The organism is Natronospira proteinivora (assembly GCF_024170465.1).
Taxonomy (GTDB): Bacteria; Pseudomonadota; Gammaproteobacteria; order Natronospirales; family Natronospiraceae; genus Natronospira; species Natronospira proteinivora.
Genome location: NZ_JALJYF010000002.1, coordinates 603277 through 627983, shown reverse-complemented (window position 1 = coordinate 627983; position 24707 = coordinate 603277). Strand labels below are relative to the sequence as shown.

General features: G+C 59.9%; 21 protein-coding genes. 17 read left to right on the top strand and 4 right to left on the bottom strand.

The genetic code is table 11. The features are described 5' to 3' along the window. The first annotated feature begins 8 nt into the window (after positions 1–8). From ltaE to J2T60_RS09950, 7 genes are all read left to right on the top strand, one after another. Positions 9–1046, top strand: coding sequence for a low-specificity L-threonine aldolase (gene ltaE / locus J2T60_RS09980; protein ID WP_253449302.1), 1038 nt, complete (start codon positions 9–11; stop codon positions 1044–1046). Further along, entirely contained in the window at positions 1047–1691 is a 645-nt protein-coding gene (locus J2T60_RS09975; protein WP_253449299.1) for a fumarylacetoacetate hydrolase family protein, read from the top strand. Beyond that, complete coding sequence (locus J2T60_RS09970; RefSeq protein WP_253449296.1) at positions 1691–2158, top strand: TspO/MBR family protein; 468 nt, start codon at positions 1691–1693, stop codon at positions 2156–2158. Before J2T60_RS09975 ends, J2T60_RS09970 begins: the two co-directional genes overlap by 1 nt. A gap of 9 nt (positions 2159–2167) precedes the next feature. Then, a complete protein-coding gene (gene ppc / locus J2T60_RS09965) occupies positions 2168–4879 on the top strand; it encodes a phosphoenolpyruvate carboxylase (RefSeq protein WP_253449293.1) in 2712 nt (903 codons plus the stop codon). 65 nt (positions 4880–4944) lie between these two features. Next, a complete protein-coding gene (locus J2T60_RS09960; protein ID WP_253449291.1) occupies positions 4945–5430 on the top strand; it encodes a protease complex subunit PrcB family protein in 486 nt (161 codons plus the stop codon). A 37-nt stretch (positions 5431–5467) separates the two neighbouring features. Continuing rightward, the gene (locus J2T60_RS09955) at positions 5468–6550 is read left to right on the top strand and encodes an EAL domain-containing protein (RefSeq protein WP_253449288.1); all 1083 of its coding nucleotides are present in this window, start codon (positions 5468–5470) and stop codon (positions 6548–6550) included. Between the two features lie 35 nt (positions 6551–6585). Continuing rightward, positions 6586–7548, top strand: coding sequence for a 2-hydroxyacid dehydrogenase (locus tag J2T60_RS09950; protein WP_253449285.1), 963 nt, complete (start codon positions 6586–6588; stop codon positions 7546–7548). 20 nt (positions 7549–7568) lie between these two features. Here J2T60_RS09950 and J2T60_RS09945 read toward each other — a convergent pair whose 3' ends face one another. Together J2T60_RS09945 and J2T60_RS09940 are read right to left on the bottom strand one after the other, a co-directional pair. Continuing rightward, positions 7569–8204, bottom strand: coding sequence for a hypothetical protein (locus J2T60_RS09945; protein WP_253449282.1), 636 nt, complete (start codon positions 8202–8204; stop codon positions 7569–7571). Positions 8205–8408: 204 nt separating this feature from the next. Next, positions 8409–10850, bottom strand: coding sequence for a penicillin-binding protein 1A (locus J2T60_RS09940; RefSeq protein WP_253449279.1), 2442 nt, complete (start codon positions 10848–10850; stop codon positions 8409–8411). Positions 10851–11199: 349 nt separating this feature from the next. Here J2T60_RS09940 and J2T60_RS09935 point away from each other — a divergent pair, with 349 nt between their 5' ends. The 10 genes from J2T60_RS09935 (at position 11200) to hemE (ending at position 21649) form a co-directional block, all read left to right on the top strand. Further along, positions 11200–12234, top strand: coding sequence for a pilus assembly protein PilM (locus J2T60_RS09935; protein ID WP_253450813.1), 1035 nt, complete (start codon positions 11200–11202; stop codon positions 12232–12234). Beyond that, a complete protein-coding gene (locus J2T60_RS09930; RefSeq protein ID WP_253449276.1) occupies positions 12234–12797 on the top strand; it encodes a PilN domain-containing protein in 564 nt (187 codons plus the stop codon). Before J2T60_RS09935 ends, J2T60_RS09930 begins: the two co-directional genes overlap by 1 nt. Before the next feature lies 1 nt (position 12798). Then, entirely contained in the window at positions 12799–13410 is a 612-nt protein-coding gene (locus J2T60_RS09925; RefSeq protein ID WP_253449273.1) for a type IV pilus inner membrane component PilO, read from the top strand. Between the two features lie 2 nt (positions 13411–13412). Next, positions 13413–13955 carry a pilus assembly protein PilP gene (locus J2T60_RS09920; protein ID WP_253449270.1) on the top strand — a complete coding sequence of 181 codons (543 nt, stop codon included), beginning with the start codon at positions 13413–13415 and terminating at the stop codon, positions 13953–13955. 20 nt (positions 13956–13975) lie between these two features. After that, on the top strand, positions 13976–16147 hold the full coding sequence (locus J2T60_RS09915; protein WP_253449267.1) for a type IV pilus secretin PilQ: 2172 nt from the start codon (positions 13976–13978) through the stop codon (positions 16145–16147). A gap of 119 nt (positions 16148–16266) precedes the next feature. Next, positions 16267–18084 carry an Ig-like domain-containing protein gene (locus J2T60_RS09910; protein WP_253449263.1) on the top strand — a complete coding sequence of 606 codons (1818 nt, stop codon included), beginning with the start codon at positions 16267–16269 and terminating at the stop codon, positions 18082–18084. Positions 18085–18177: 93 nt separating this feature from the next. Next, the gene (locus J2T60_RS09905) at positions 18178–18702 is read left to right on the top strand and encodes a shikimate kinase (RefSeq protein WP_253449259.1); all 525 of its coding nucleotides are present in this window, start codon (positions 18178–18180) and stop codon (positions 18700–18702) included. An 8-nt stretch (positions 18703–18710) separates the two neighbouring features. Beyond that, entirely contained in the window at positions 18711–19787 is a 1077-nt protein-coding gene (aroB, locus tag J2T60_RS09900) for a 3-dehydroquinate synthase (RefSeq protein WP_253449256.1), read from the top strand. A 69-nt stretch (positions 19788–19856) separates the two neighbouring features. Continuing rightward, positions 19857–20576 (top strand): orotidine-5'-phosphate decarboxylase, encoded by a 720-nt coding sequence (gene pyrF / locus J2T60_RS09895; RefSeq protein ID WP_253449253.1) that lies wholly within the window; start codon positions 19857–19859, stop codon positions 20574–20576. Then, a complete protein-coding gene (hemE, locus tag J2T60_RS09890) occupies positions 20573–21649 on the top strand; it encodes a uroporphyrinogen decarboxylase (RefSeq protein ID WP_253449250.1) in 1077 nt (358 codons plus the stop codon). The genes pyrF and hemE overlap by 4 nt, the downstream gene beginning before the upstream one ends. Before the next feature lie 222 nt (positions 21650–21871). Here hemE and J2T60_RS09885 read toward each other — a convergent pair whose 3' ends face one another. Both J2T60_RS09885 and J2T60_RS09880 read right to left on the bottom strand, forming a co-directional pair. Beyond that, on the bottom strand, positions 21872–23554 hold the full coding sequence (locus J2T60_RS09885; RefSeq protein WP_366518316.1) for an AMP-binding protein: 1683 nt from the start codon (positions 23552–23554) through the stop codon (positions 21872–21874). A gap of 177 nt (positions 23555–23731) precedes the next feature. Further along, positions 23732–24676, bottom strand: coding sequence for a MerR family transcriptional regulator (locus tag J2T60_RS09880; RefSeq protein ID WP_253449244.1), 945 nt, complete (start codon positions 24674–24676; stop codon positions 23732–23734). Between the last annotated feature and the right edge of the window lie 31 nt (positions 24677–24707).

Genomic DNA, 24707 nt, shown 5'->3' with positions numbered 1-24707 from the left:
ATGCAACGATGCCCGTGATTGACCTGAGAAGCGATACCGTTACCCGCCCGACGCCTGCCATGCGCCGCGCCATGGCCGAGGCCGAGGTGGGGGATGATGTCTACGGCGAGGACCCCACGGTCAGCCGCCTGGAAGCCCTGTCTGCGGAGCGGGCCGGGATGGAGGCCGCGCTCTACCTGCCCTCCGGCACCCAGAGCAATCTGGCCGCCCTGCTGGCCCATTGTGGGCGGGGCGATGAATATATCGTCGGTCACAATGCCCATACCTATCAGTTCGAGGGCGGTGGTGCGGCGGTGTTGGGCGGTATCCAGCCCCAGCCCCTACCTCTGGATGAGCGGGGCTGCCTGGACCTGGAGGCGGTGTCAGCCACTATCAAGCCGGACGATGCCCATTTTGCCCGCAGCCGCCTGCTGTGCCTGGAAAACACCTGGTGGGGCAGGGCTTTGCCCATGGACTACCTGGAGCAGGCGGCCGACAGGGCACGTCAACATGACTTGGCCCTGCACCTGGACGGGGCCCGGGTTTTCAACGCCGCCGTGTACCACAGAGTCTCGCTGGCCGATGTCACCGCCCGCTTCGACAGTGTCTCCATCTGTCTCTCCAAGGGCCTGGGGGCGCCGGTGGGTTCGGTGCTCTGCGGGCACCGTGATTTGATCCGGGATGCCCGGCGGTGGCGAAAGGTATTGGGGGGTGGTATGCGCCAGGCCGGTATCATTGCCGCGGCCGGCATTCACGCCCTCAATCACCACGTGGAACGGCTGGCAGATGACCATGCCCGTGCCGATCGGCTGGCGAAGGCCCTGTCCGCCTATCAGGATCAGCTCCAGGTGCGGGCTACCGGGACCAACATGCTCATGGTCCGCCCCTTGACCATCAGTGGTCCGGCGCTGGCCGAGGCCCTGGCCGCCGAGGGGATTCGAGTCAATCCGGGGCCGGAATTGCGCTTGGTGACGCATCTGGATATTGATGACGATGCGGTTCGCTACGTCCTGGCGGCCTTCGACAAGATCCTGGGCCGGGCGGGCGCCGCGGCATCGGAGGCCTGAATGGTCCCAATGGATTTGCCGCCGGTGGATGATGCCAGCCGCCTGTTCTGCGTGGGACGGAATTTTGCCGACCACGCCCGGGAGATGGGGGCCGAGCGGCCCCGGCATCCGGTGATTTTCCTCAAGCCCGGCTCTGCCCGGGTACCGCCGGGCCCCGTGCGTTTGCCATGCGGCCTGGGCCGGGTGGATTTTGAAGGCGAGCTGACATTGCTGCTGAGCGGGCGGGAAGCGCAGCCCTTCGCGGGGGTGGGATTGGGCGTGGATCTGACCCTGCGCGAGGCTCAATCCCGCCTCAAGCAGGACCGTCTGCCCTGGACAGTGGCCAAGGCCTTCGACGGCAGTGCCCTGTTGGGCCCCTTTATGCCCTGGCCCGCCGACTTGTCAGCCGACCTGAGCAATCTTTGTTTCGAAACCCGTGTCAATGGTGAAAGTCGCCAACAGGGTTACGGCCATGACATGCTGTTTACCCCGGCCGAGTTGATCTCGGCGCTGAGCCGATTCTGGTGTCTCCGGGCGGGGGATGTGCTGTTCACCGGCACCCCGGCCGGCGTTGGCCCCCTGCACCCCGGGGATGTGATAGAACTGGCAATCCGGCAGCCCGAGATGGGCGGAGCGGCCGCAAGCTGGCAGATGGAGAAAGCCTGATGACACCATTGAAAGCCGGGGCCGGTCTGCTGGCCTTTTTGATCCTGTGTTTTTCCGCCGCCGCCTTTGGCAGCCTGTTCCCCCCGGGGGAATGGTACGCGGGCCTGGACAAACCGGTATGGAACCCGCCGGCCTGGTTATTCGGTCCGGTCTGGACCCTGCTCTATACCATGATGGCGGTGGCCGCCTGGCGGGTCTGGTGGCGACGCGGTCTGAAAGCGGCCCGCCTGCCCCTGGCGGTGTTTCTATTTCAGTTGGTGCTGAATGCCCTGTGGTCGGCCATTTTCTTCGGTTTGCAAATGATGGGCTGGGCCTTTTTCCATATCCTGCTGCTGCTGGCCGCCATTACCCTGACCATCCGGTTGTTTTATCGTGAGGATCGCCTGTCCATCTGGCTGCTATTGCCTTACTGGGCGTGGGTGGCCTTTGCCTCCGTACTCAATTTCACGCTCTGGATCATGAACTAGGAGCCAGCCTTGTCTCGACGGGATATTCAATTTGCAGCCAAGGACCAACCCCTGCGGGACGATGTCAGCGAGCTGGGCGCACTGGTGGGAGCCATGCTCAGAGAGCAGGGCGGGGTGGACCTCTATGAGCAAGTGGAAGAGGCGCGCCGGCGTGCCATCCGTCGCCGGGAAGGACATCGGGCGGCCGCCGAACAGCTGGCGGATTCGGTCAGCACCATTGCACCGGACCAGGCGGCGGAACTGATCCGGGCCTTTTCCACCTATTTCCAGACGGTGAACCTGGCCGAACGGGTTCACCGCATCCGTCGCCGCCGGGATTATGAGCGCGAAGACCTGCCCCAGCCCGAGGGGCTTAGGGACAGTCTGGAAAAGTTGCAGGCCGCCGGGGTGGGGCGGGAGGAGATTATCCACGCCCTGGACCGGGTTCAGTTCGTGCCGGTATTTACGGCCCATCCCACCGAATCCATGCGCCGTTCCCTGCTGGAGAAACAGCAGCGGCTGGCCCGGCTGCTGGTAGGGCGGATGGATCCGGAGATGACACCCCGGGAAGACCGTGCCACCAGGGAGAGAATGCGGATGGAGATTACCTCGGCCTGGCAGACCGAGGAGCATCCCAGTGAACGCCCCTCCGTGGCCGATGAAATGGAGCATGTGCTGTTCTATTTCACCGATGTCCTTTACCGCGTCATTCCGCCCTTTTATGAGGCCATGGAGGAAGCGCTCAAGGCGGTCTGGCCCGATGCCTCCCTGCCCGAGCGTCTGCCGCCCCTGGTCCGTTTCGGCTCCTGGGTGGGCGGGGACATGGATGGCAATCCAAACGTCAACGCGGATACGGTGCGAAGCACCCTGGCGGAACATCGGCAGTTGGTGATCCAGTGCTATCAGGGCGAGCTGGACAGCCTCTATCGCCGCCTCAGCCAGAGTGTTTCCCGGGTTGGTGTGGCCGAGCCCTTGAGCAAGCGCGTGGCGGACTACCAAGCCCGTTTTCCCCAGGTGGTGGAGGCCATGCCCGCCCGTCACCGCAGCATGCCCTATCGCGCCATGATCCGCTTCATGCAGGCTCGCCTGGCGGCCAGCGCCCGGGACGAGAGCGGGGCCTATGGAGACCCCGCTGCCTTTGTGGATGACATCCTGCTCATGGTGGACAGCCTGGCGGCCAATCGGGGCGCCCATGCCGGCCTGTTTTCCGTTCGCCGTCTGTATCGCCGGGCCAGTACCTTCGGCTTTCACATGGCGGCGTTGGATATCCGCCAGGATTCCGAGGTGCACCGGCAGGCGGTGGGGGAATACCTGGGCATTGCCGACTGGTCCCAATGGACCCCGGAAAAGCGGGCCAATCACATGCGCCGGTTGATGAGCGAAGGCCTGCCAGCGACGGCTGGCGAGGGGGAGGTCCTCACCCGAACCCTGGCGGTTTTCGAAGCCATTGCCGAAAGCCGCCGCCGTTTTGGCCCCGAAGCCATCGGCACCTACATCATCAGCATGGCGCGTGGACCGGAGGATCTGCTGGCGGCACTGTTTCTGGCCCGTGCCGCCGGTCTGGGCGAGGCCTCCGGTAACGTGCCTCTGGACATCGTGCCCTTGCTGGAAACGGTGCCGGACCTGGAGCGGGGACCGGACATCCTTGCCTCGGTGCTGGGCGACCCGGTTTACGGGGAGCACCTTGCGGCACGGGGGCAGGCTCAGGAAATCATGGTGGGCTATTCCGACAGCAACAAGGAATCGGGGATCGCTGCTTCCCGTTGGGCGGTCCAGAAGGCTCAGGCCCAGCTGGTGGCGGCCGCCGATGCTGCTCAAGTGGAACCGCGCATCTTCCATGGCCGCGGGGGCAGCACCAGCCGGGGCGGGGGCAAAACACCTCAAGCGGTGCTGGCTACACCAGCGGGCAGTGTGCGTGGTCGGCTGCGCGTGACCGAACAGGGCGAGGTGATTAGTGCCAAGTACGGGTTGCGCTCCATTGCCATGCGCACCCTGGAGCAGAATGTGGGCGCTACTCTACGGGCCTCCATTCCCGGTCAGACCCAGGCGGCCAGCAAAAAACAATCTGCCGTCATGGACACCATCGCCTCGGCCAGTCGCAGTGCTTTTCGGGAACTGGTCTATGAGACCCCGGCATTCGAGACCTTCTTTGCTGAAATGACCCCCATTGATGTCATTCAGCGCATGTCCATGGGTTCCCGGCCGGCCAGCCGACGCAAGGGTCAGGGGATTGAGGATCTGCGGGCCATTCCCTGGGTGTTTGCCTGGACCCAGTGCCGGGCCTTGTTGCCCGGCTGGTATGGTCTGGGTGCCGGACTGGCTGCTGCCGAGGCCGAACATGGACAGGACACACTGAACCATATGGTGGCGGAATGGCCCTTTCTTCGAGTGTTGCTATCGGATGTGGAAATGGTCTTGGCCAAGTCCGACATGGCCATTGCCGAGCACTATTCAGCCCTGGTGGATCCGGCACGTCGGCATTTCTTTCAGCGTATTCAGGACGCTCATGCCCAGACCGTGGCCGCTCTGCTCCGGGCCAAGGGTCGCGAGGAATTGCTGGAGGACGACCCGGTTCTGGCCAGGACCATTCGCTTGCGCAATCCTTATGTGGATCCCATGAGCCTGTTGCAAGTGGATCTGCTCAAGCGCTGGCGCGCCGGTGGCCGGGAAGACGAAGGATTGCTGCATGCCCTGATCGCATCGGTGAACGGCATTGCCCAGGGTTTGCAGAATACGGGATGATAGGCCCCATGGCTTTGGGGAAATGCCGGAATAGTACCCGGCCCACGGACGATATTGGAGGCATCATGAATCGAGCAGGACTGGTTTTACTGAGTATGTGTTGCATTTTTCTCTCCGCCTGCGCGGCTGGAGAAGGCAATGGACAGGCAGAGGAAAACGCCATGCAGAATGGTAGCTATGAAATCGAAGAACTGGCCCGCGGTAGCCAGAGCCGGGAATCGGCCGAGCGCATGATGGTGGTGCGTGATGCGGATACTTTTGAGCGAATCTGGGACCTTAGTGATCAACGTGGTGAGCGGCCGGCGGTGGACTTTGACCAGTCCATGGTGGTGGCAATATTCATGGGGGAGCGAAGGACCGGGGGCTATAGCGTCCAGGTGGATGAAGTCAGACAGGACGGTGATGACATCATGGTCCAGGTGATCATGGAAGAGCCCGGTGAAGGGTGTATGACCACACAGGCCATTACACGACCGTTTCAGCTGGTTCTTCTGCCGCAGCTGGACGGCGAGGTCCGCTTTCAAACACAGCAGCAAGCCCTGGATTGCTGAATACACTAAATAGCAACGAGCCGGATGGAGTAAACCCATGGTTCAGAAAGGCGCTTGTCCCGCTTGCGAGGTTGTGCCCAAGGGGCCCAGTGGCAAGGGCAATCTTTATGTCTCACCCCCGGTCCCTCATACGCGGAAGAAGATTATGGTGGCAGCAAAAGCCGCCAGCCTGAGCATGGATGAAAGCATGCCGGGTGTATTGGGCATTCATTTGGATGCCCGCCAATTGGATGATTTGTTACGGCACCTGAATGGAACATTGAGCCGGCCGGAACGGGAGGAATGCAATGCCCTGTTTCTGAATGAGGGCGAAGAGTTGACCCTGTCCGGCTTGCTTCAGGCCCGCCCCCTGGCGGTGATGACGGCCCGTATGGAGGGGGAGTGGCTGGTGCAGCTGATGGAGGACGATCAGCTGTTTGCCCATTTTCATCCCATTGTGGAAATGAACGACCCGGACCGGGTGTTTGCCCATGAGTGCCTATTGCGTGCCAGGGATGATAAAGGCGGCTTGATTTCCCCCGCCAAGATCTTTGCTGCCGCTAACGAAGCCGACCTGATGTTCCATCTGGATCGGGCCGCACGGCTGACGGCCATACGTGATGCCGTACGTTATGATCTGGCAGGCAAGATCTTTATCAACTTCAACCCCACCGCTATCTATGATCCTGCCTTTTGCCTTCAAACCACGGTAAGGGCCACACAGGACGCCGGTATCGATCCCAGCCGATTGGTCTTTGAAGTGATTGAGAGTGAAGAGGTGAGGGATGTGGATCACCTGACCTCCATCCTGGATTTTTATCGCAAGGCGGGTTTCGGTGTTGCCCTGGATGATCTGGGCTCTGGCTATGCTTCATTGAACCTCCTGTCTTCCCTGCGTCCCGACTACGTTAAATTCGACCGGGAGCTGGTGCGGGATATTGATATCAATCCCTACAAACAGAAGGTGTTCATCAAGCTGGCGGAAATGGCTCAGGATTTGGGGGTTTTGACCGTGGCGGAGGGCATTGAATCGGAAACCGAATGGGCATTTCTCCAGGCCCACAATGTGGATTTCGCCCAGGGCTTTCTCTTCTGTAAGCCCGATGCGCCCCCGCAGAAACCCTACAATCCCGCCAGCTGATCTTATTCCCCTGAAAAGCCTGAGGAGACAAGACCTTGAAGGGTGTATTTCTCGATTTCGATACCGTGTCCCATGAGGGCGATATTCAAACCACCGAGCTGGATGCAGTGCTGAGTGATTTTCAGCAGTATCCAGTGAGTACGCCGGAGCAGATTCCAGATCGTATCCAGGATGTGGAGGTGCTTCTGACCAACAAGGTCAAAGTCACCGCTGCCGTCATGGATGCCGCGCCTCGATTGAAGCTGGTCTGCCTGGCAGCCACCGGCTTTGATAATGTGGATATCGACGCGGCCCGGGAACGGGGTATTGCCGTCTGTAATATCGCCGGTTACTGCACCCAGGCGGTGGCCCAGCATGTCTTTGCCTTGATCCTCACCCTGAATCAGAAGCTGGATGGTTACCGACAGCGCATGCGCGCTGGCAACTGGCAGGAGTCGCCCCACTTCACCATGCTGGACTATCCCATCAGTGAACTGTCCGGAAAGTCTTTGGGTATCATTGGTTACGGGGAGTTGGGTGGTGGCGTGGCCCGGATTGCAGAAGCCTTCGGCATGGAGGTGCTGCTGGCCGAACGTCCCGGTCGGGAGGGCCCGCTTCGGCAAGGCCGCCTGCCAGTGGATGATGTGCTTGTACAGTCCGACATTGTCAGCCTGCACTGCCCCCTGACCGAGCATACCCGGAATCTTCTGAATGCCCAGGCCTTTGAGCGCATGCCCCGGCATGCATTGCTGATCAATACCGCCCGGGGCGCAGTGGTGGATGAACAGGCCCTGGCGGATGCCCTGCGCGCCGGGGAGATTGCCGGGGCGGGGGTGGATGTGCTCAGTCAGGAGCCGCCGGTGGATGGCAGTCCTCTGTTGGCGGATGATATCCCCAATCTCATTCTCACGCCCCATGTGGCCTGGGCTGCGGTGGAGGCCCGTCAGCGTGCCCTGGATGAGATGGCCATGAACATCCGCGCCTTTCAGGAAGGCGAATGTCGTAACCGGGTGGTCTAGGGGGGGGGCTTCGCGGTGCCCTAGATCACGTCCTCGGTCTCTTCCAGCAGTGCCTTGACCGTTGTCAGGTTGGCCCGCTTCATGGGGCGGCCGTCGATGGGGCTGCGGGGGGCGTGGCCTTTCTCGTGCATGGCGAATACGGTGATATCCAGGCTGATGTCACCGGCCAGGAAACGGTAAACTGGATACTGATCGTGTTTGCCGTTGGATTGTCGTAATCGACGTTCGTCGATATCGGCGGGAATGCCGCTGTCTATCAGGTGCATATAGACTGCTTCGGGCATCTCGGCGAAGACGTGCAGGCAGACATCCGCATGCAGGGTCGCGCTGCCATCCAGTACCCCGCCCACCAATCGCGGCGAGAAATCCCGCAGCAGATGCATGGCTTCCACGGCTGCGGCACGGAGTTCCCGCAGGCGTTCCGGCTGGGTATCGCCGTGGAAGAGACGAAGGTGTTCATTCAGCGCCGATTCGATCTCCACATTGGTGGGCATGATGCGACGCTGCTGGGCCCGGTCCAGCCCCAACCGTTCCGAGGCTTTGCGCTTGGCCATGAGATAGTCGCGGACCCCTTCCTCGGCCAGGATGCGCGCTGCTTCCTGGGCCATGCGATGGCGAAGTTCCTCGCCCCGTCGGTCAAAACTCGCTTTGGGCATGATTGCCTCTCCATTGCCAAAGGGCCGCTGGCCCTTGTCAATCCGATGGAAGCCCGATTCGGGCGGCCGGATGGCCGATGCAGGTTTTGAAGGGTTTCGACGGTGTTAATGTTTCTCCGCTTTGGACGCTAGGAGAAGGTTTACACTAAACAGGGAGGATGACAATGACCGGGCCCTGATGGGCCCGGCATTGGGTCATTAAGGCTAGAACAGATCTTCGGTACTGACCTCTTCATCATTGTCACTGTCTTCCCGTTCCGGTAACTGATCTTCCGGGAAGAGTTCAAACATGCCATTGGGGTGGTCTGCGCCCACCATCAGGCCGGTTTCCCGGGAAATCCGCACCGATACCAGGCCCGGGGGCTGTTCCCAGCTGGTCTCCGGTTCGCCCAGCAGGGCCAAGCTCATGAATTCCCGCCAGATGGGTAGTGCCGTGCGCCCCCCCGACTCCTGGGGCCCCATGGGCTGGGAACGGTCAAAACCCACCCAGGCGGTGGCCACCAGGTTGCGGTTATAACCACTGAACCAGGCATCCCGGTATTCGTTGGCGGTGCCGGTCTTGCCGGCCAGGTCCGAGCGTCCCAGCTGGCGGGCGCCCCGCCCCGTGCCCTGGCGAATGACATCCTGCAACATGCTGTTGATGAGAAAGGCGTTCTGGGGGGTGATCACCCGTTCCGCCAGCTGCAGCGGTTCCTGCGGCTGGAGCTCGTCATCGAACAGCGAGGGTCGCCAGGTCTCATCCGCCTCCGTGCTGTCATGATCCTGGCTGCCGTTTGCCGCGGTGTTGACCTCGCAGTCCGGGCAGACGGTCTTGGGTTGTGCCTGGTAGATCGTTTCTCCATGGCGGTCATGAATGCTTTCAATAAACCAGGGCTCTACCCGATAGCCGCCGTTGGCGAAGACGGCATAGCCCCGGGTCAGGTCCAGTGGTGTCATCTCACCCGTGCCCAGGGCCAGGGTCAGGTCCCTTGGCAAGGCCTGTTCAGTGAAACCGAAGGCGCGCAGGAAGTCCACGGCGTTACTAATGCCCATGCTGCGCAGGATCCGTACCGACACCAGGTTGCGGGAATGAACCAGTGCCTCCCGCAGGCGGGTAGGGCCGAAGAAACGCCGCGTGTAGTTCACCGGACGCCAGATGGATTCAGTGCCTTCGCCTTCCACCACCGGTGCGTCATTCACCAGGCTGGCCGGCGTGAAGCCGTGGGCCAGGGCGGCGGAATAGATGAAGGGCTTGAGAGCGGAGCCCGGTTGGCGCAGGGCCTGGGCGCCCCGGTTGAACTGGCTGTGGCGGAAGTCGAAGCCACCCGCCAGCGCACGGATAGCGCCGTTGTCGGGGTCGATGGCCACCACGGAGCCTTCAATTTCCGGTACCTGGGACAGGGCCCAGTAATCTTCCTCCTCCTCCAGGAAGACCACATCGCCCACCATCACCACATCCGAGGGTTGCTCTGGCGCCGGGCCTCGACGGTTGCGGTTCACGAAGGGTTCGGCCCATTCCATGGTGGAAAAGGGCACGTTGATCCGTTCCCCGTTGCGGCGAACCGCTTCAGCACCGTCTTCGTCCACATGTACCACCGCCGCCGGGTGCAGGTGGGCAATGCGATAATATTCGGATAGGCGGCTTGCCCAGGCTGAATCATCTTCCAGATCGTCCGGTGCAATCACCTGTCCTGCGGGCCCGCGCCAGCCGTGTCGGCGGTCATACTGGATCAGGCCGTTTCTCAGTGACTCCTGGGCGGCGCTCTGCTGGCTCGCATCCAGGCTGGTGGTGACTTGGTAACCGCCGGTATAGGCTTCCTGTTCCCCGAAACGCTCCACCATCTCCCGGCGTACCATTTCCGCCACAAAGGGGGCGTCCACTTCGATGGTGGCGCTGTGGACACCGGCCGTGACCGGCGCCATGGTGGCTTCGGCATAGGTTTCCTGATCGATCATTCCCAGGGTGTGCATGCGTCCCAGCACATAACCCCGCCGTCCGGTCGCCCGGTCCGGGTTGGCTACAGGATTGTCCCGCGAAGGCGCCTTGGGCAGACCACCAATCATGGCCATTTGGGCCAGGGTCAATTCGTCCACATCAGCGCCGTAATAGATCTCGGCGGCCGCGCCCACCCCGTAAGCCCGTTGTCCCAGGTAGATCTTATTCAGATACAGGGTGAGGATTTCTTCCTTGGTGAACTCCCGTTCAATCTTGAGCGCAAGAAAAATCTCACTGATCTTTCGCACATAGGTGCGATCCCGGGTCAGGAAGAAATTGCGGGCCAGCTGCATGGTGATGGTGCTGCCGCCCTGACTGCGTTCACGGGTACGGACCAAGTTGACGGCGGCCCGAATCAGGCCCTGATAATCGACCCCCGGATGCTCGTAGAAACGATCATCCTCGGCGGCGATGAACGCCTGACGGAGCTGCTCCGGTATTTCATCGTAGCTCAGCGGTTTGCGGTGCTCCTCGCCGAACTCGGCCATCAGTCGCCCGTCCCGGGAATAGATGCGCATGGGCTCCTGGAGGTCTACCTCCCGAAGGCTCTGCACATCCGGCTGGTCGGGCGCCACATAGAGATAGGCGGCAATGATGACGCCGATGCCCACGACGAACATCGTGAAGCCTGCTCCCAGCAGGAACACCAGAATCCTGGAAAACCGTTTCATGCAACTCCCCGGCAAAAAATCAACAATTGGACAATATTTTACGGTGCCCGCCCCGTGAGCGCGACCAGCCCATGGCGAGACTGGGCAGAGCTCCCCGGATTGGGAAAAATGCCCTTTTATTTCATGGGTTTATCGCCAAAGTTAGCAAATGCTCCCAGGCTGGGCCTCTGACGAGCGGACCTCGACCGCCAGTTTTCCGCGCTTCATTCGGACACAAATCCACATTTGATTTGACGCCACGATGATATATAGTTCAATTCATCACTTAATGTTTTGGGCCATGTTCTGCCGCCAAGTTGCCGTCTGAGAAAGGAAAAAAGCAGTGCTTTCAAAGCGACGCTCCAAACCGATGCTTGGGCTCGACGTCTCCACCTCCTCGGTGAAGGTGATTGAACTCAGCCAGACCAAGGCCGGGTACCGCGTGGATCACTATGCGGCAGAGCCCATGCCTCAGAATTCCATCAGCGATAAAGTGATCGTCGATATTGATGCGGCCGGTGATGCCGTCCGCAAGGCGGTGAAGCGCTCCGGGACCCGTTGCAAGCAGGCCGCCGTCGCCATTGGTGGCGCCTCGGTGATCACCAAGATCATCTCACTGCCCGCCAGTCTCAGCGGCAAGGAGCTGGAAGAGCAGGTGGAGCTGCAAGCCGACCAGTATATTCCCTTTCCCCTGGAAGAGGTTTCCTACGACTTTGAAGTGCAGGGCCCTTCCGAGGCGGATCCGGACATGGTGGATATCTTCATTGCCGCCACCCGCACCGAGAATGTGGAGCATCGCCAGGCGGTACTGGAGGCGGCCAATCTGCAAGCCGCCGTGGTGGATATCGAATCCGATGCCCTGGAAAACGCCTGCGGCCTGCTCACCCATCAAATGCCGGATAACGGTCTGGACAAGTCCATTGCCGTGGTGGACTTTGGCGCCACCACCACCACTTTCAGTATTCTTTATGATCGCAAGGTGGCCTATACCCGGGACCAAGCCTTCGGGGGTCGTCAGCTGACCGAGGAAATCATGCGAGCTTATGGCCTCTCCTTCGAGGAAGCCGGCAAGGCCAAGAAGGAAGGGGGGCTGCCCGGCAATTACGAGGGGGAAATCCTGGAGCCATTCGTGGATGATATGGCCCAGCAGATCAACCGTTCCCTGCAATTCTATCTCTCGTCCACCAGTGGCCAGGGTCATTTGGACCAGATCATCGTCTGTGGTGGCTGTGCCGCCATCCCGGGCGTGGACCAGATGATTCAGGAACGCCTGGACGTGCCCACGGTAATCGGCAACCCATTCGGTGAAATGAAGCTTTCGTCCCGGGCTCGGGCGCAGGATGTGGAGAAAGACGCACCTGCCTTGATGATTGCCTGCGGGCTGGCGCTTAGGAGCTTTGACTGATGCCCAGAATCAATCTCCTGCCATGGCGCGAGGAATTGCGCCGGGAGCGGCAGAAAGAATTCGCGATTCAGATGGCCGGTGCCGCCATCCTGGGGGGGCTGATGTTGTTCTATGCCCATTCCACGGTGGGTGGCTGGGTAGACCATCAGGAAGACCGGAACAGCCGTATTCAGGATGAAATTCGGCAACTGGAGCAACAGATCGCGGAGATCGAGGAGCTCCAGGAAACCCGTGAGCGCCTTCTGTCCCGCATGCAGATCATCGAGGAGCTGCAGAAGAGCCGGCCCGATGGCGTTCGACTGTTTGACGATCTCGTCGAATCGCTGCCGTCGGGGGTGTACCTGACCCAGCTCAACCAGAGTGGCGCCAATATTACCATCCGCGGGGTGGCTGAATCCCAGGCCCGGGTTTCTGCCTATCTGCGTTCCATTGATGATGCCGAATGGCTGGATGATCCAGATCTGGATGGTATCCAGCGTAGCCGCCAGAGGGATGGTGATGGACGGGTCTTTGAATTTACGATCCGCGCTCGTCAGGTAACCCCGGGCACGGAGAACGACTGATATGGATCTGAAAAAACTCAATGAGATAGAGCTCTCCGATCTCCGGGATATTGATTTCGCCGATATGGCCGAGTGGCCGGTGGCGGGACGCCTGGCTCTGGTGCTTGTGATCATCGCCGCTGTACTGGCCGGGGGGTATTTCTTTCTGGTCAAGGATCAGATGGAACAGCTGGAGTCTCTGGAGAATCGGGAGCAGGATCTCCGATCGCAGTTTGAATCCCGTCAGGAGCGGGCCGCTAATCTGGATGATTACAGGGCACAACTGGAAGAAATGCGGGAGTCCTTCGGCACCATGCTGCAGCAGTTACCGGGAGAAGCCGAGGTACCGGCGCTGCTCACGGATATCTCCGAGACGGCCGCAGCCAATGGGCTGGAGTCCGATGTCTTCGAGCCTACCGGCGAAATCGAGCGGGATTTCTACGCTGAGCTGCCATATCGGATGCGGCTTTACGGCAGTTATCACGATTTCGGTCAGTTCACTGATGATGTGGCCCGTCTGCCGCGGATCGTCACCCTGCATGACTTCAATATCCGGCCCGAAGACGGAGAGCTGCGGGTAGAGCTGGTGGCCAAGACCTACCGCTACCTGGGTGAAGACGAGGGGGATAACTGATCATGACAGCCATACCCAAGCGACCCCTACGCCCCGCTCATGCCCTGCTTTTGGCTTGTTCAGCCCTGTTGTTGGTGGCCTGTGAGCAGGACATGAGTGACCTGGAAGACTATATCGACGACGTGAATGCACGCCCCGGCGGGGAGATTGACCCCATTCCGCAGATTGAGACCTATGAGGGTTTCAGTTACAGCGTGATGGGGGAGCGTTCCCCCTTCGAGCCGGATGCCAGGCTTCGCCCGGAAACCGATGTGGCGGATGGCGACGGGCCGACCCCCGATTTTGATCGACGCCAGGAATATCTGGAGCAGTATCCCCTGGACAGTCTGCGCATGCAGGGGACTTTGGAAATGGCGGGATCGTTGTTTGCCATTATTCAGGACCCTGAAGGCACGGTCCATCGGGTGACCATTGGCAATCACATTGGCCAGAACCATGGCGAAATCGTTTCCATCAATGAAACTCGAGTGACATTGAAAGAATTGGTTCCGGACGGTGGCGGCGGCTGGAATGAACGTGAAAGCCGCATCAGCCTCAGCGAATGACGGGACAGGAGAGAAAGATCATGGGGATTCAACGCAAAATTGCTAAACACAGCCTCGTCGCCCTCCTGGGACTGGCGCTATTGGTCATGTTCGGCCAGGCCGCCGCCCAGCAGTCCGGCAGTGGTCAGAATCGCCTGGAAGACGTGAGTGTTTCCACCCTCCCGGGAGATCGGGTGGAAATCCGTCTGCGGCTGAGTGAGCCGGCACCGGAACCCCAGGCCTTCACCATTGATGAGCCGGCCCGAATTGTTCTTGACCTGGCCAATACTCGCCTAGGAATACGCGATCGCCGCCACGATATTGGCGTGGGGGCGGTGCGGAATCTGCAGCTGGCCGAAGCTCAGGATCGGACGCGTGTGGTGATCGGGCTTTCCAGCTCTCAGGGATACGATGTTCACACCGAAGGCAACGACATTCATATTCGTGTGGGCGATGCCAGGGGCAGTGATCAACTGGCCGCACCGGATCGTCCTGCCGCTGCGCCCTTCGAGCTGGACGAGGATGCCGAACGCCCTGCCGAGCCCTCCAGTATCCGCGACATCGATTTTCGTCGTGGTGAACAGGGGGAAGGCCGGGTTCTGGTGGAGCTCAGTGACGAGCGGACCCCGATTGATATCGACGAAAGTCGTGAGCGGGTGGTGGTGACCTTCCAGAATGCCGATCTTGCCCGCGAGCTTGAACGGCGTTTGGACGTGCTTGATTTCGCCACCCCGGTGAAAACCATTGATACCCGCCGTAGCGATGACGGGGTGGAAATGGAGATCCGTACCGAGGGCGACTATGAACAACTGGCCTACCAGTCGGAGAATCAGTTCGCCCTGGAATTCCGGCCATTGACCGAACGGGAAGTGGAGGAACGGCGTGAGCAGGAGTATGAGGGTGAGCGGCTGACGCTGAACTTCCAGGACATTGAAACCCGGGCGGTATTGCAGCTGATCGCCGATTTCACCGACCTCAATATCGTTGTCAGTGACAGCGTGACCGGCAACGTCACCCTGCGTCTGCAGAACGTGCCTTGGGACCAGGCTCTGGATATCATCCTTCAGACCCAGGGTCTGGATACCCGTCAGAGCGGCAATGTGATTCTGGTGGCGCCGGCCCAGGAGATTGCTCAGCGTGAGCAGGAGGAGTTGCAGGCCCGTCAGGCCCGTGAGGAATTGATTCCCCTGCGTTCGGAGTTCATTCAGGTCAATTATGCCCGTGCCGCGGATCTGGCGGGGCTGATTCGTTCCGACAGTTCCCAGATGCTCTCCGATCGGGGCAATGTGGCGGTGGATGATCGTACCAATACCTTGTTGTTGCAGGACACCGATGAGCGGCTGGAAGATGTCCGCCGCATGGTGAACCGCCTGGATATCCCGGTTCGCCAGGTTCTGATTGAATCCCGGATCGTCGTGGCCACCAGTGATTTCAACCGAGAGTTGGGGGCCCGTTTCGGTGCTACGCATGCTCGGGAACGGGGTGATGACGGGTTGATGGCCGTGACCGGTTCGGCGGCCGGCAGTGATGTGATGGTTCGCTCCGGTATCAATAACATCCAGGGTGGCGGCGGCCCGCTGCCAGTGGATACCCCAAACCTGGATGATCGGCTCAATGTAAACCTGCCGGTCACCGCACCGGCCGGGCGTTTTTCCATGGCCATTCTGGATTCGGATTACCTGGTGGATTTGGAGCTTTCCGCCCTGCAATCTCAGGGGCGTGGTGAGGTGATTTCCAGCCCACGGGTGATTACCGCCGATCAAAAGGAAGCGGAGATTTCCCAGGGTGTGGAAATCCCCTATCAGTCTGCCCAGGCCGGCACTGGGGCTGGCGCGGTGACCACCGAGTTCAAGGAAGCGGTATTGTCCCTCACCGTGACCCCGCAGATTACACCGGATGAGCGCATCATCATGGATCTGGAAGTCAGTAATGACACCATTGGTGAGGAAGTGCCCAGTGCCACCGGTGGTTTCGTGCCCAGTATCGATACCCGGGTGGTCCGAACCCAGGCGGCCGTGAATAACGGCGAGACCGTGGTTCTGGGGGGCATCTATGAAACCCAGCGCCAGGAAGGTGAATCCCGTGTGCCGCTTTTGGGCGATATTCCGGGTCTGGGCATGCTGTTCCGTTCCACTACGCGCAGTGCCAGCAAGGCGGAGCTTCTCGTATTTGTGACACCGAAGCTGCTGAAAGATGACGCCCGTATTGATTGAAGCACTGACTGAACTGGTATGAAGGCCGTAAACGGCCACTCGGTCTATCACCGAGTGGCCGCTTTTTGCTCATGGAGCCGCCCGTTACCGGACGACGACATTATTGGGGAGTTAAGACGATGAATATCCGACTCATACTGGCAATGATTCTGTCCGTCTCCTTGCTGCTAGTGGCCTGTGGTGACGAAAACACCATCATTAACCCCGGCGGCGGTACCGATAACGGGGGCGATGATAACGGAAATGGTGACGACAACGGTGATGTTGGTAACGGTGACAATGAGGACACACCGTTCATGTTCGGTAGTGGCGAAGGGGATGATTTCCAGGATGGTGTTCTGGGTATGGGCCTTGCCACCATCGCTTCCGGTGGTTCTACGGGTGTCTATGGCCGGGTCCTGGATGAGGATGGCGAGCCGGCTACCGATCGTGATTGGCAGGTCGAGTTTTCTTCATCTTGCCTGAGCAATGATGAGGCTGCCATCAATAGCCCAGTACCGGTGAACGACAACGGGGAGTTTTCGGCTACCTATCAGGCCCAGGGTTGCTTTGGTGAAGATGTGTTGACCGCTCGAGCGGTTTCCACCGGGGCCGAAGGCGCCGAAACAACCCTCAGTGCCAATGCCACCCTCAATATAGAATCCGCTTCACTCGGCACCCTGATCTTTGTGGAGGCCGACCCGGACTTCATCGGTTTGAAGGGCATGGGCAATATGGGGATCCCTGAGAACTCGGCGGTGACCTTCTTGGTTGAGGACGCCAACGGCAATCCGATGCCCGATACGGCTGTGGAGTTTTGGCTGAGCACCACAGTAGGTGGCCTTGAGCTATCGGCCGAGGAAACGGTGACTGATAGCGCCGGACAGGCGACGGTCAACCTGATGTCCGGTACGGCGGCAACGCCGGTGCATGTCAATGCGCGGGTGGTGGAGACCCAGGTTGCTTCGCAATCCTCCGCGGTGACGGTGAGCACCGGCATTGCTGAAGAGCAGGGGGTTTCGATTGCCTTTGAAACCCTTAACCCGCCCGTGGCCGGCTGTGTTGGTGAAGAAGTGGAGGTCAGCTTCCACGCTCGTGACCGCTTCTCCAATCCGGTGGTGGATGGCACCATTGTCCATTTCTCCACCGAGGGTGGTCGGATCGATTCCAGCTGCCAATTGGAAGATGGTAGCTGCTCTGTGACCTGGACCAGCCAGGCACCCATGCCGAGTCGTTCCACGGTATTGGCCTATATGCAGGGCGAGGAAAGTTTTCGGGATCGCACCGGCGATGGCTTGTTCGGTGAAGAAGAAGCCGGCTTCGGGCCTTCCGAGGATGATTATGATTTCAATAACCCGGATGTGGATGAGGATGTAGGCTGGGTTGACACGGGTGAGCCCTACCGCGATGACAATGAAAGCGGCAGTTTCGACCCGGGAGCTGACAGCTTTTTCTGGGATTATTACCAGACTGGTTTTTGGTCCGAGCCCAATGGGGTTTGGGACGGCGCCCTTTGTGGTGCCGGTATTGAGGACGATGGAGATCGTGAGCAATTTAAGAATGATTATTGCGGTTCAGAGAATGCGCCGGTTGGCCGTTCCGGTGTCATGGTTCTGGCAGATAATCTGAATCCGCAGATTGATGCTGACGATGCCTTTACCGTGGGAAGTGGGCCCTTCGAGTTTTCCGTGTCCGATATCAATGGGCAGCCCTTGCCGAATGGGACGGAGGTGAGTTTTGCCCCCGGCTACGGTGAAGTCTTGGGAGAAGACAGTATTACAATTGGGAATACCAATATTGATGGGCCCATTGAACTGTCTTTCAATGTTACCGAGTCGGGCGAAGAGGATCTGGAGGAATGCGAGATTGGCGTGATTCAGGTCACCACGCCTGGGAATAGCTGTAGTGCTGGTTCTCTTGCAGCACACGAGGTCACCGTCTGCGGAAGTGAGAGCTAAGTCCTTTGAGTCCGGAGGCCCTTTCGGGCTTCCGGGCCATTTCAGCCTTTTAGTCCAGGGCAATTCTTATTGATAGATTCTGGGAGCCGGGATATGCCCATCCCCACCCGCATTTTTTTGATCGGCCCCATGGGGGCCGGCAAGTCGTCCATTGGGCGGGAGTTGGCCCGGTCCCTGGGCTATGAGTTTCGGGATACCGATGAGTACCTGCGGGAGCGTACCGGGGTAGATATTGCCACCATCTTCGATTTCGAGGGTGAGGCGGGTTTTCGCAAGCGGGAGACCGATGCGGTGGCGGCGCTTAGCGAGCTGGACCGTGCCGTGATTGCCACCGGCGGTGGCACGGTGGTGACCGAGGAGAACCGTCGCCTGCTGCGTGAACGAGGCTATGTGATTTATCTGCGCACCAGTCTGGATTACCAGCTGGCCCGAACCCGTCAGTCCCGTCATGACCGGCCCATGCTGCATACGGACAACCCGGAGCAGCGGCTGCGAGACCTGGCCGCCGAGCGAGAACCTTACTATCAGGAACTGGCCGACTTCACCGTGGATACCGACGGCCAGTCGGTGAAACAGGTGATGCGTCGGCTCAGTGCCGATCTTCAGCCCCTCGAGTAATTCCTCTCATGCAGACCCTCCATGTGGAACTGGCCGAGCGCCGCTATCCCATTCATGTAGGGCCGGGTCTGCTGAATCAGCCGGAACAGCTTTCCCGGTGGATTGATGCCCCGGCCTTGCTGCTGGTAACCGACAGCCATGTGGCCGAACACTATCTGGCTCCCGTGGAATCAGCCCTGGGGCCCCGCTTGCAAGGGATTCGTGTTCTGCCGCCGGGGGAAGCCCAGAAATCCATGAAGACCCTGGACAGCCTCTTTGACAGTCTGGCTGAAGCCGGCATCGGCCGGGATGGTGCCATTGTCGCCCTGGGCGGCGGCGTGATCGGAGATCTGAGCGGTTTTGCCGCCGCCTGCTGGCAACGGGGCATCGCCTTCTACCAATTGCCCACCACTCTGCTGGCCCAGGTGGATTCCTCCGTGGGGGGCAAGACCGCCATCAACCATACCAGCGGCAAGAATCTGATTGGGGCCTTCCATCAGCCCCGCGCTGTCATTGCCGACAGCACAGTGCTGTCGACGCTACCTGAGCGGGAGTACCGGGCCGGGCTGGCCGAAGTGGTGAAATACGGCTTCATTGCCGATGTGGATTTCCTTGCCTGGCTGGAAGGCCGAATTCCGGCCCTCAATGCTCGGGATGCCGATACCATCGCCGAAACCGTCACTCGTTGCTGTGCCATCAAGGCCCGGGTGGTGGCCGAAGATGAAACCGAGCAGGGGCGGCGGGCGATCCTCAATTTCGGGCATACCTTTGGCCACGCCATTGAAGGCGCCTGCGGCTATGGTGAGTGGTTGCATGGCGAGGCGGTGGCCGCGGGCATGGCCCAGGCACTCGCCTTGTCCTGCCGCCTGGAGAGAATCAGCCAAGGGGACCATGAGCGCGGCCTGGCACTGCTGCGCCAGCTTCATCTGCCGGTAACGCCACCGGCCTTGGATACCAGGACCTGGCTGGAGTGGATGGCCCGTGACAAAAAGGCTACCCGTGAAGGTTTGCGTCTGGTGCTGTTGAGGGGCCTGGGTCGGGCCGAGCTGGTGACAGACGTGCCGACCGAGAGCCTGGAGGCTGTCCTTCAGGCATCCAGTCCTTGAGGGCCGCCACCTTAGCCGGAAATCCTTCTCTCCAGTACAATAGGCCGAATCAATGGTGAGGAGACCTCCGTGTTCAAGCATAAAGCCATTCCCCCCAAAGAGCGTCTGATCTTTGCCCTGGATGTCGCCGATACCGAGGCAGCCCGGGACTTGGTCACGCAACTGGATGACAGTGTTCGCTTCTACAAGATCGGTTTGGAACTGTTCATGGCCGATGGCTTTTTCGAGTTTCTGGACTGGCTGCTTGCCCGGGACCGGAAAGTCTTCGTGGATCTGAAGTTTTTCGATGTACCCGCCACGGTGGCGGCTGCGGTGCGTCAGCTATCCAAGCGGGGCGCGCATTTCTGCACCATTCACGGCAACCAAAGCATCATGGAGGCCGCCGCCGAGGCCCGCTCCGGTCACCTCAAGGTGTTGGCGGTAACCGCGCTGACCAGTCTGGATCGTGGCGACCTGGAGGACATGGGCTTCGATTGTGATGTGGAAGAACTGGTCCTGTCTCGGGCCAGGCGAGCCCTGGAGGCTGGCTGCGATGGTGTGGTGGCTTCAGGCATGGAAGTGGCCCGCATGCGGGAAGCAGTGGATGAACGATTACTGGTGATCACCCCCGGTATCCGCCCAGTGGACAATCGCGGCGGGGATGACCAGAAGCGAGTGGTCACCGTAGAAGAAGCCTTCAACAACGGGGCGGATTACATCGTGGTGGGCCGACCTATACGCAAGGCCGATGATCCCCGGGTCGCCGCCCAAGCCATTCAGGACAGTATTCGTCAGGTATTCGAACAATGAGCAGCGAACTGCAGAACGATCGATTGTTGAAGGCCCTGCTAAGGCAGCCGGTGGACCGTACCCCGGTCTGGATGATGCGACAGGCAGGCCGCTATTTGCCTGAGTACCGCGCCACCCGGGAACGAGCCGGAAGCTTCGTCAAGCTGATGCAGAATCCGGATATGGCCTGCGAGGTCACCTTGCAACCCCTGGAGCGTTTTCCCCTGGATGCGGCCATCTTGTTTTCCGACATCCTCACCATCCCCGATGCCATGGGCCTGGGTCTTTATTTCGTGAAAGGTGAGGGGCCGAAGTTTGAGCGCACCATTGCTTCGGCTCGGGACGTGGACGCTTTACCACGGCCGGATATCGAGGACGAACTGGGCTATGTCCCCGAGGCGGTCCGCCGGATCCGGAAAGCGCTTGATGGCCGCGTGCCCCTGATCGGTTTCAGTGGCAGTCCCTGGACCCTGGCCACTTACATGGTGGAAGGCGGAGCCTCCAAGGACTTTGCCCGCATCAAGGGGATGGCCTGGGAAGATCCGGACAGCCTGGATCGTCTGATGGACCATCTGGTGGCCAGTATCAGCGATTACCTCAATGCTCAGATTCGGGCCGGTGCCCAGGCCATCCAGATCTTTGACACATGGGGTGGTGTGCTGACGCCGACCCATTACCGTCGCTTCTCCCTGGAGCCCATGACCCGGATTCTGGAAAACCTGATCCGCGAGCAGGACGGGCGCCGGGTGCCGGTGATTCTGTTCACCAAAGGCGGCTCCCCTTGGCTGGAGGCCATGGCCGAAACCGGTTGTGATGCCCTGGGTCTGGACTGGACGGTGGACATTGGCGAGGCCCGGCGCCGGGTGGGCGACAAGGTGGCCCTGCAAGGCAATCTGGATCCGGCCGCTTTGAATGCTTCACCGGCCCGCATCCGGGAAGCAGTAGCCGAGATCCTGTCCAGCTACGGCCACGGCAGCGGCCATATCTTCAACCTGGGCCACGGCATCACCCCCCAGATCCCGCCGGAGCATGCCGGCGCCATGATCGATGCGGTGGTTCGCCTCAGCCCCCAGTACCACCAGGGCAGCGGTTGAAGGTTTAAGAGCAAGGCCACTTCTGCGAGGTGCTTTGAACGCCCAAAGAAACGTTGCCATTTCCCATCAAGAGAGGCCGCCGCTCATCTACTCTAGGATTAACTACTTGGGCAGCCCGAACGAAGCCAAAGCCAGTTCACATCCCCGGAAATCGATGCTTAACGGGAAGGAAAAAGGGGGCTCAATGAGCCCCCTTTCTAGTTTACGCTGTCAATTCTTGTATCAGTCGTCTTTCGCATCCGGGTCTTCATCCCGCAGTGCCCGGCGGAGAATCTTCCCCACATTGGTCTTGGGCAGTTCATCGGTGAACGCCACCTTCTTGGGCACCTTGTAGGCCGTCAGGTATTTGCGGCAATACTCGATGATCTGCTCCTCGGTGACAGACTGGTCCTTCTTCACCACCCAGAGTTTCACCACCTCGCCGGATTTTTCATCGGGGATACCGATTGCCGCCACTTCCAGCACCTCGTCCATTTCCGAAACCACATCTTCAATCTCATTGGGATAGACGTTGAAGCCGGATACATTGATCATGTCCTTCTTGCGATCAACGATATAGACAAAGCCCTCTTCGTCAAATTTACCCACATCCCCGGTCTTGAAAAAACCGTCTTCGGTGAAGACCTTCTTGGTCTCCTCCGCTTGATTAAGATACTCCCGCATCACTTGGGGACCGCGCACCGCCAACTCCCCGGTTTCCCCGATGGCGACTGGCTTATCATCTTCATCGAGAATCACCACTTCCGTATTGGGAATGGGCAAGCCAATGCTGCCGTTGAATTCCTTCAAGTTCAGCGGGTTGATGGTCACGGCGGGGGACGTTTCCGTCAGGCCGTAGGCTTCAAGTAGCGGAACACCGGTTGCCTTTTTCCAGCGTTCGGCCACCGAGCGTTGAACCGCCATGCCGCCACCCAGTGCCAGCTTCAGTTTTCTGAAGTCCACTTGATCGATATTGGGATGATTGAGCAGCGCATTGAACAGGGTGTTGACCCCGGTAATGGCGGTAAAGCCGGACTTGCGGATGGTCTTGATGAAAGTGGGAATATCCCGGGGATTGGTGATTAACAGATTTTTGCCACCGGTTCGCATGAACACCATGCAGTTCGCCGTCAGTGAGAAGATATGGTAGAGCGGCAGCGCCGTCACCACGATCTCCCGGCCTTCCTCGATCTCATTGCCCAGCCAGGCCGCCGCCTGCTGCATATTGGCCACCATGTTGCCATGGGTCAGTACCGCACCCTTGGCCAGGCCAGTGGTGCCACCAGTGTATTGCAGAAAGGCCACATCGTCCCGCGTTAGCTCCACGTCGTCCAGGTTCTGCCATTTGCCCTCAGACAGGGCCCGCTCGAAAGTCTGGGCCGAGGGAATATCCCAGTCCGGCACCATCTTTTTCACGTGCTTGACCACGAAGTTCACCAGCGACGACTTGGGAAAACCCAGCATGTCACCCAGGCGGGTAGTGAGCACGGTGCGTACATCGGTCTTGTCCAGCACCTGCTCCAGCGTGCTGCAGAAATTTTCCACGATGACGATGGCCTTGGCGCCGGAATCGGTGAGCTGATGTTCCAGTTCCCGGGCCGTGTACAGCGGATTGACATTCACCACGGTCAGCCCCGCCCGGAGAATGCCGAACAGGGCCACGGGGTATTGCAGGCAATTGGGCATCATCACCGCCACCGGGTCCCCTTTTTGCAGGCCCAACACCTTCTGCAAATAGGCTGCAAAATAACGGCTTTTCTGGTCGAGTTCGGCGTAGGTGAGATTGGCCCCCATATTCTCAAAGGCCGGGAGGTCTCGGTATTTCTGTACGCTTTCCTCGAAGATCTCCTTGATTGACTGATAGGCGTCAACATCCGCCTGTTCGGGAACGCCTTCCGGATATTGTTTGAGCCAGATCTTATCCACCACGCTTTCTCTCCTCGGATTGTGCTGGTCCCGCCGCAGCCAGGTTTGCGCGGCTTAAGTTAAATCAGGCGGCGGGATGTGATTTACCCATGCAGTCAGTAGGGGACGGCAGATGTTTCAGGGGCTTAGGTATAGCATCGGGACCCCGACAGGGGCAAGCACGGTGCTGATGGTGGCTCAGGCACGGCCGCCCCGGTTCAGGCGTCTTGGTAGTCCGGCGCCGGGTGCCCGCTCCAGGGTTTCACTCAGCTGCTTCAAACCAAGGTCGATATCTTCCCCCAGGGGCGTTGCCCCCATGGTTCGAATGGCCTCGCTGTCCTGGGCCGGACCCTTGCCACCCACGAACACCGGCACCGTCATCCGTTTCACCTGCCTGGCCAGGGACGCGCGAAGCTCGGGCTCCATGGGCAGGCTGGATCCCGACAGGACCACCCCATCCGCCTGGGCTTGTTCACAGGCCTGGGGTAGTTCCTCCAGGGGCAGGTTGGCGCCCAGCAGAACAATGTCGAAATTCCGGCTGCTGGCTGCCAGGGCGAACAGCAGCAGGCCGATTTCATGATATTGATCGGGCAGGCAGGCCATGATTAGCCGTTGCCCCCGGGCGTGCTTGGGCCGATGGTGAAAACGGGCGCCCAGCTTGTTGCGAAGATAGGCCCCGAAGAAGTGTTCTTCGGCCACCGTGCCTTCCCCGCTTTCCCAGCGGCGACCAATTTCCTGCAGTAGCGGAACCACCAGCCGGCGAGTCACCACATTGACCGGATACAGGGCCAAGGTCTCATTGTAGGTCTCGTCCAGGGCCGATTCGTCAAAACGGTGGATGGCTGCCAGCATTTGTTTGCGATAGCGTTCCCAGTTGTTGGTCTGGTCTTCGCTCACCGGCTCCTCACTGGCGTTCTCAAGGGCATGGCGGACTTGGCCAATAGACATGCCCCGGTCCAGCAGGCCCAGCACCCGATGAATCAACTCAATGTCATCGCGACTGTAAAGACGGTGTCCTTTCGGGGTCCGTTGGGGTTTGATCAGGCCGTAGCGACGTTCCCAGGCCCTCAGGGTGACGGGGTTAACGCCGGTCATCTGAGAAACGGTTCGGATCGGGACCAATTCATTGGAGGAATTTGCCATCCTGTGTCTAACCCCTTGGGTGAAGAAAATG

Coding starts and splice junctions, on each gene's coding strand:
- J2T60_RS09935 (WP_253450813.1), top strand. CDS start 11,200: ATGCTTGGGCTCGACGTCTCCACCTCCTCGGTGAAGGTGATTGAACTC.
- ltaE (WP_253449302.1), top strand. CDS start 9: ATGCCCGTGATTGACCTGAGAAGCGATACCGTTACCCGCCCGACGCCT.
- J2T60_RS09930 (WP_253449276.1), top strand. CDS start 12,234: ATGCCCAGAATCAATCTCCTGCCATGGCGCGAGGAATTGCGCCGGGAG.
- J2T60_RS09960 (WP_253449291.1), top strand. CDS start 4,945: ATGAATCGAGCAGGACTGGTTTTACTGAGTATGTGTTGCATTTTTCTC.
- J2T60_RS09955 (WP_253449288.1), top strand. CDS start 5,468: ATGGTTCAGAAAGGCGCTTGTCCCGCTTGCGAGGTTGTGCCCAAGGGG.
- J2T60_RS09910 (WP_253449263.1), top strand. CDS start 16,267: ATGAATATCCGACTCATACTGGCAATGATTCTGTCCGTCTCCTTGCTG.
- J2T60_RS09925 (WP_253449273.1), top strand. CDS start 12,799: ATGGATCTGAAAAAACTCAATGAGATAGAGCTCTCCGATCTCCGGGAT.
- J2T60_RS09975 (WP_253449299.1), top strand. CDS start 1,047: ATGGTCCCAATGGATTTGCCGCCGGTGGATGATGCCAGCCGCCTGTTC.
- aroB (WP_253449256.1), top strand. CDS start 18,711: ATGCAGACCCTCCATGTGGAACTGGCCGAGCGCCGCTATCCCATTCAT.
- J2T60_RS09945 (WP_253449282.1), bottom strand. CDS start 8,204: ATGCCCAAAGCGAGTTTTGACCGACGGGGCGAGGAACTTCGCCATCGC.
- J2T60_RS09970 (WP_253449296.1), top strand. CDS start 1,691: ATGACACCATTGAAAGCCGGGGCCGGTCTGCTGGCCTTTTTGATCCTG.
- J2T60_RS09880 (WP_253449244.1), bottom strand. CDS start 24,676: ATGGCAAATTCCTCCAATGAATTGGTCCCGATCCGAACCGTTTCTCAG.
- J2T60_RS09905 (WP_253449259.1), top strand. CDS start 18,178: ATGCCCATCCCCACCCGCATTTTTTTGATCGGCCCCATGGGGGCCGGC.
- J2T60_RS09920 (WP_253449270.1), top strand. CDS start 13,413: ATGACAGCCATACCCAAGCGACCCCTACGCCCCGCTCATGCCCTGCTT.
- J2T60_RS09915 (WP_253449267.1), top strand. CDS start 13,976: ATGGGGATTCAACGCAAAATTGCTAAACACAGCCTCGTCGCCCTCCTG.
- J2T60_RS09940 (WP_253449279.1), bottom strand. CDS start 10,850: ATGAAACGGTTTTCCAGGATTCTGGTGTTCCTGCTGGGAGCAGGCTTC.
- hemE (WP_253449250.1), top strand. CDS start 20,573: ATGAGCAGCGAACTGCAGAACGATCGATTGTTGAAGGCCCTGCTAAGG.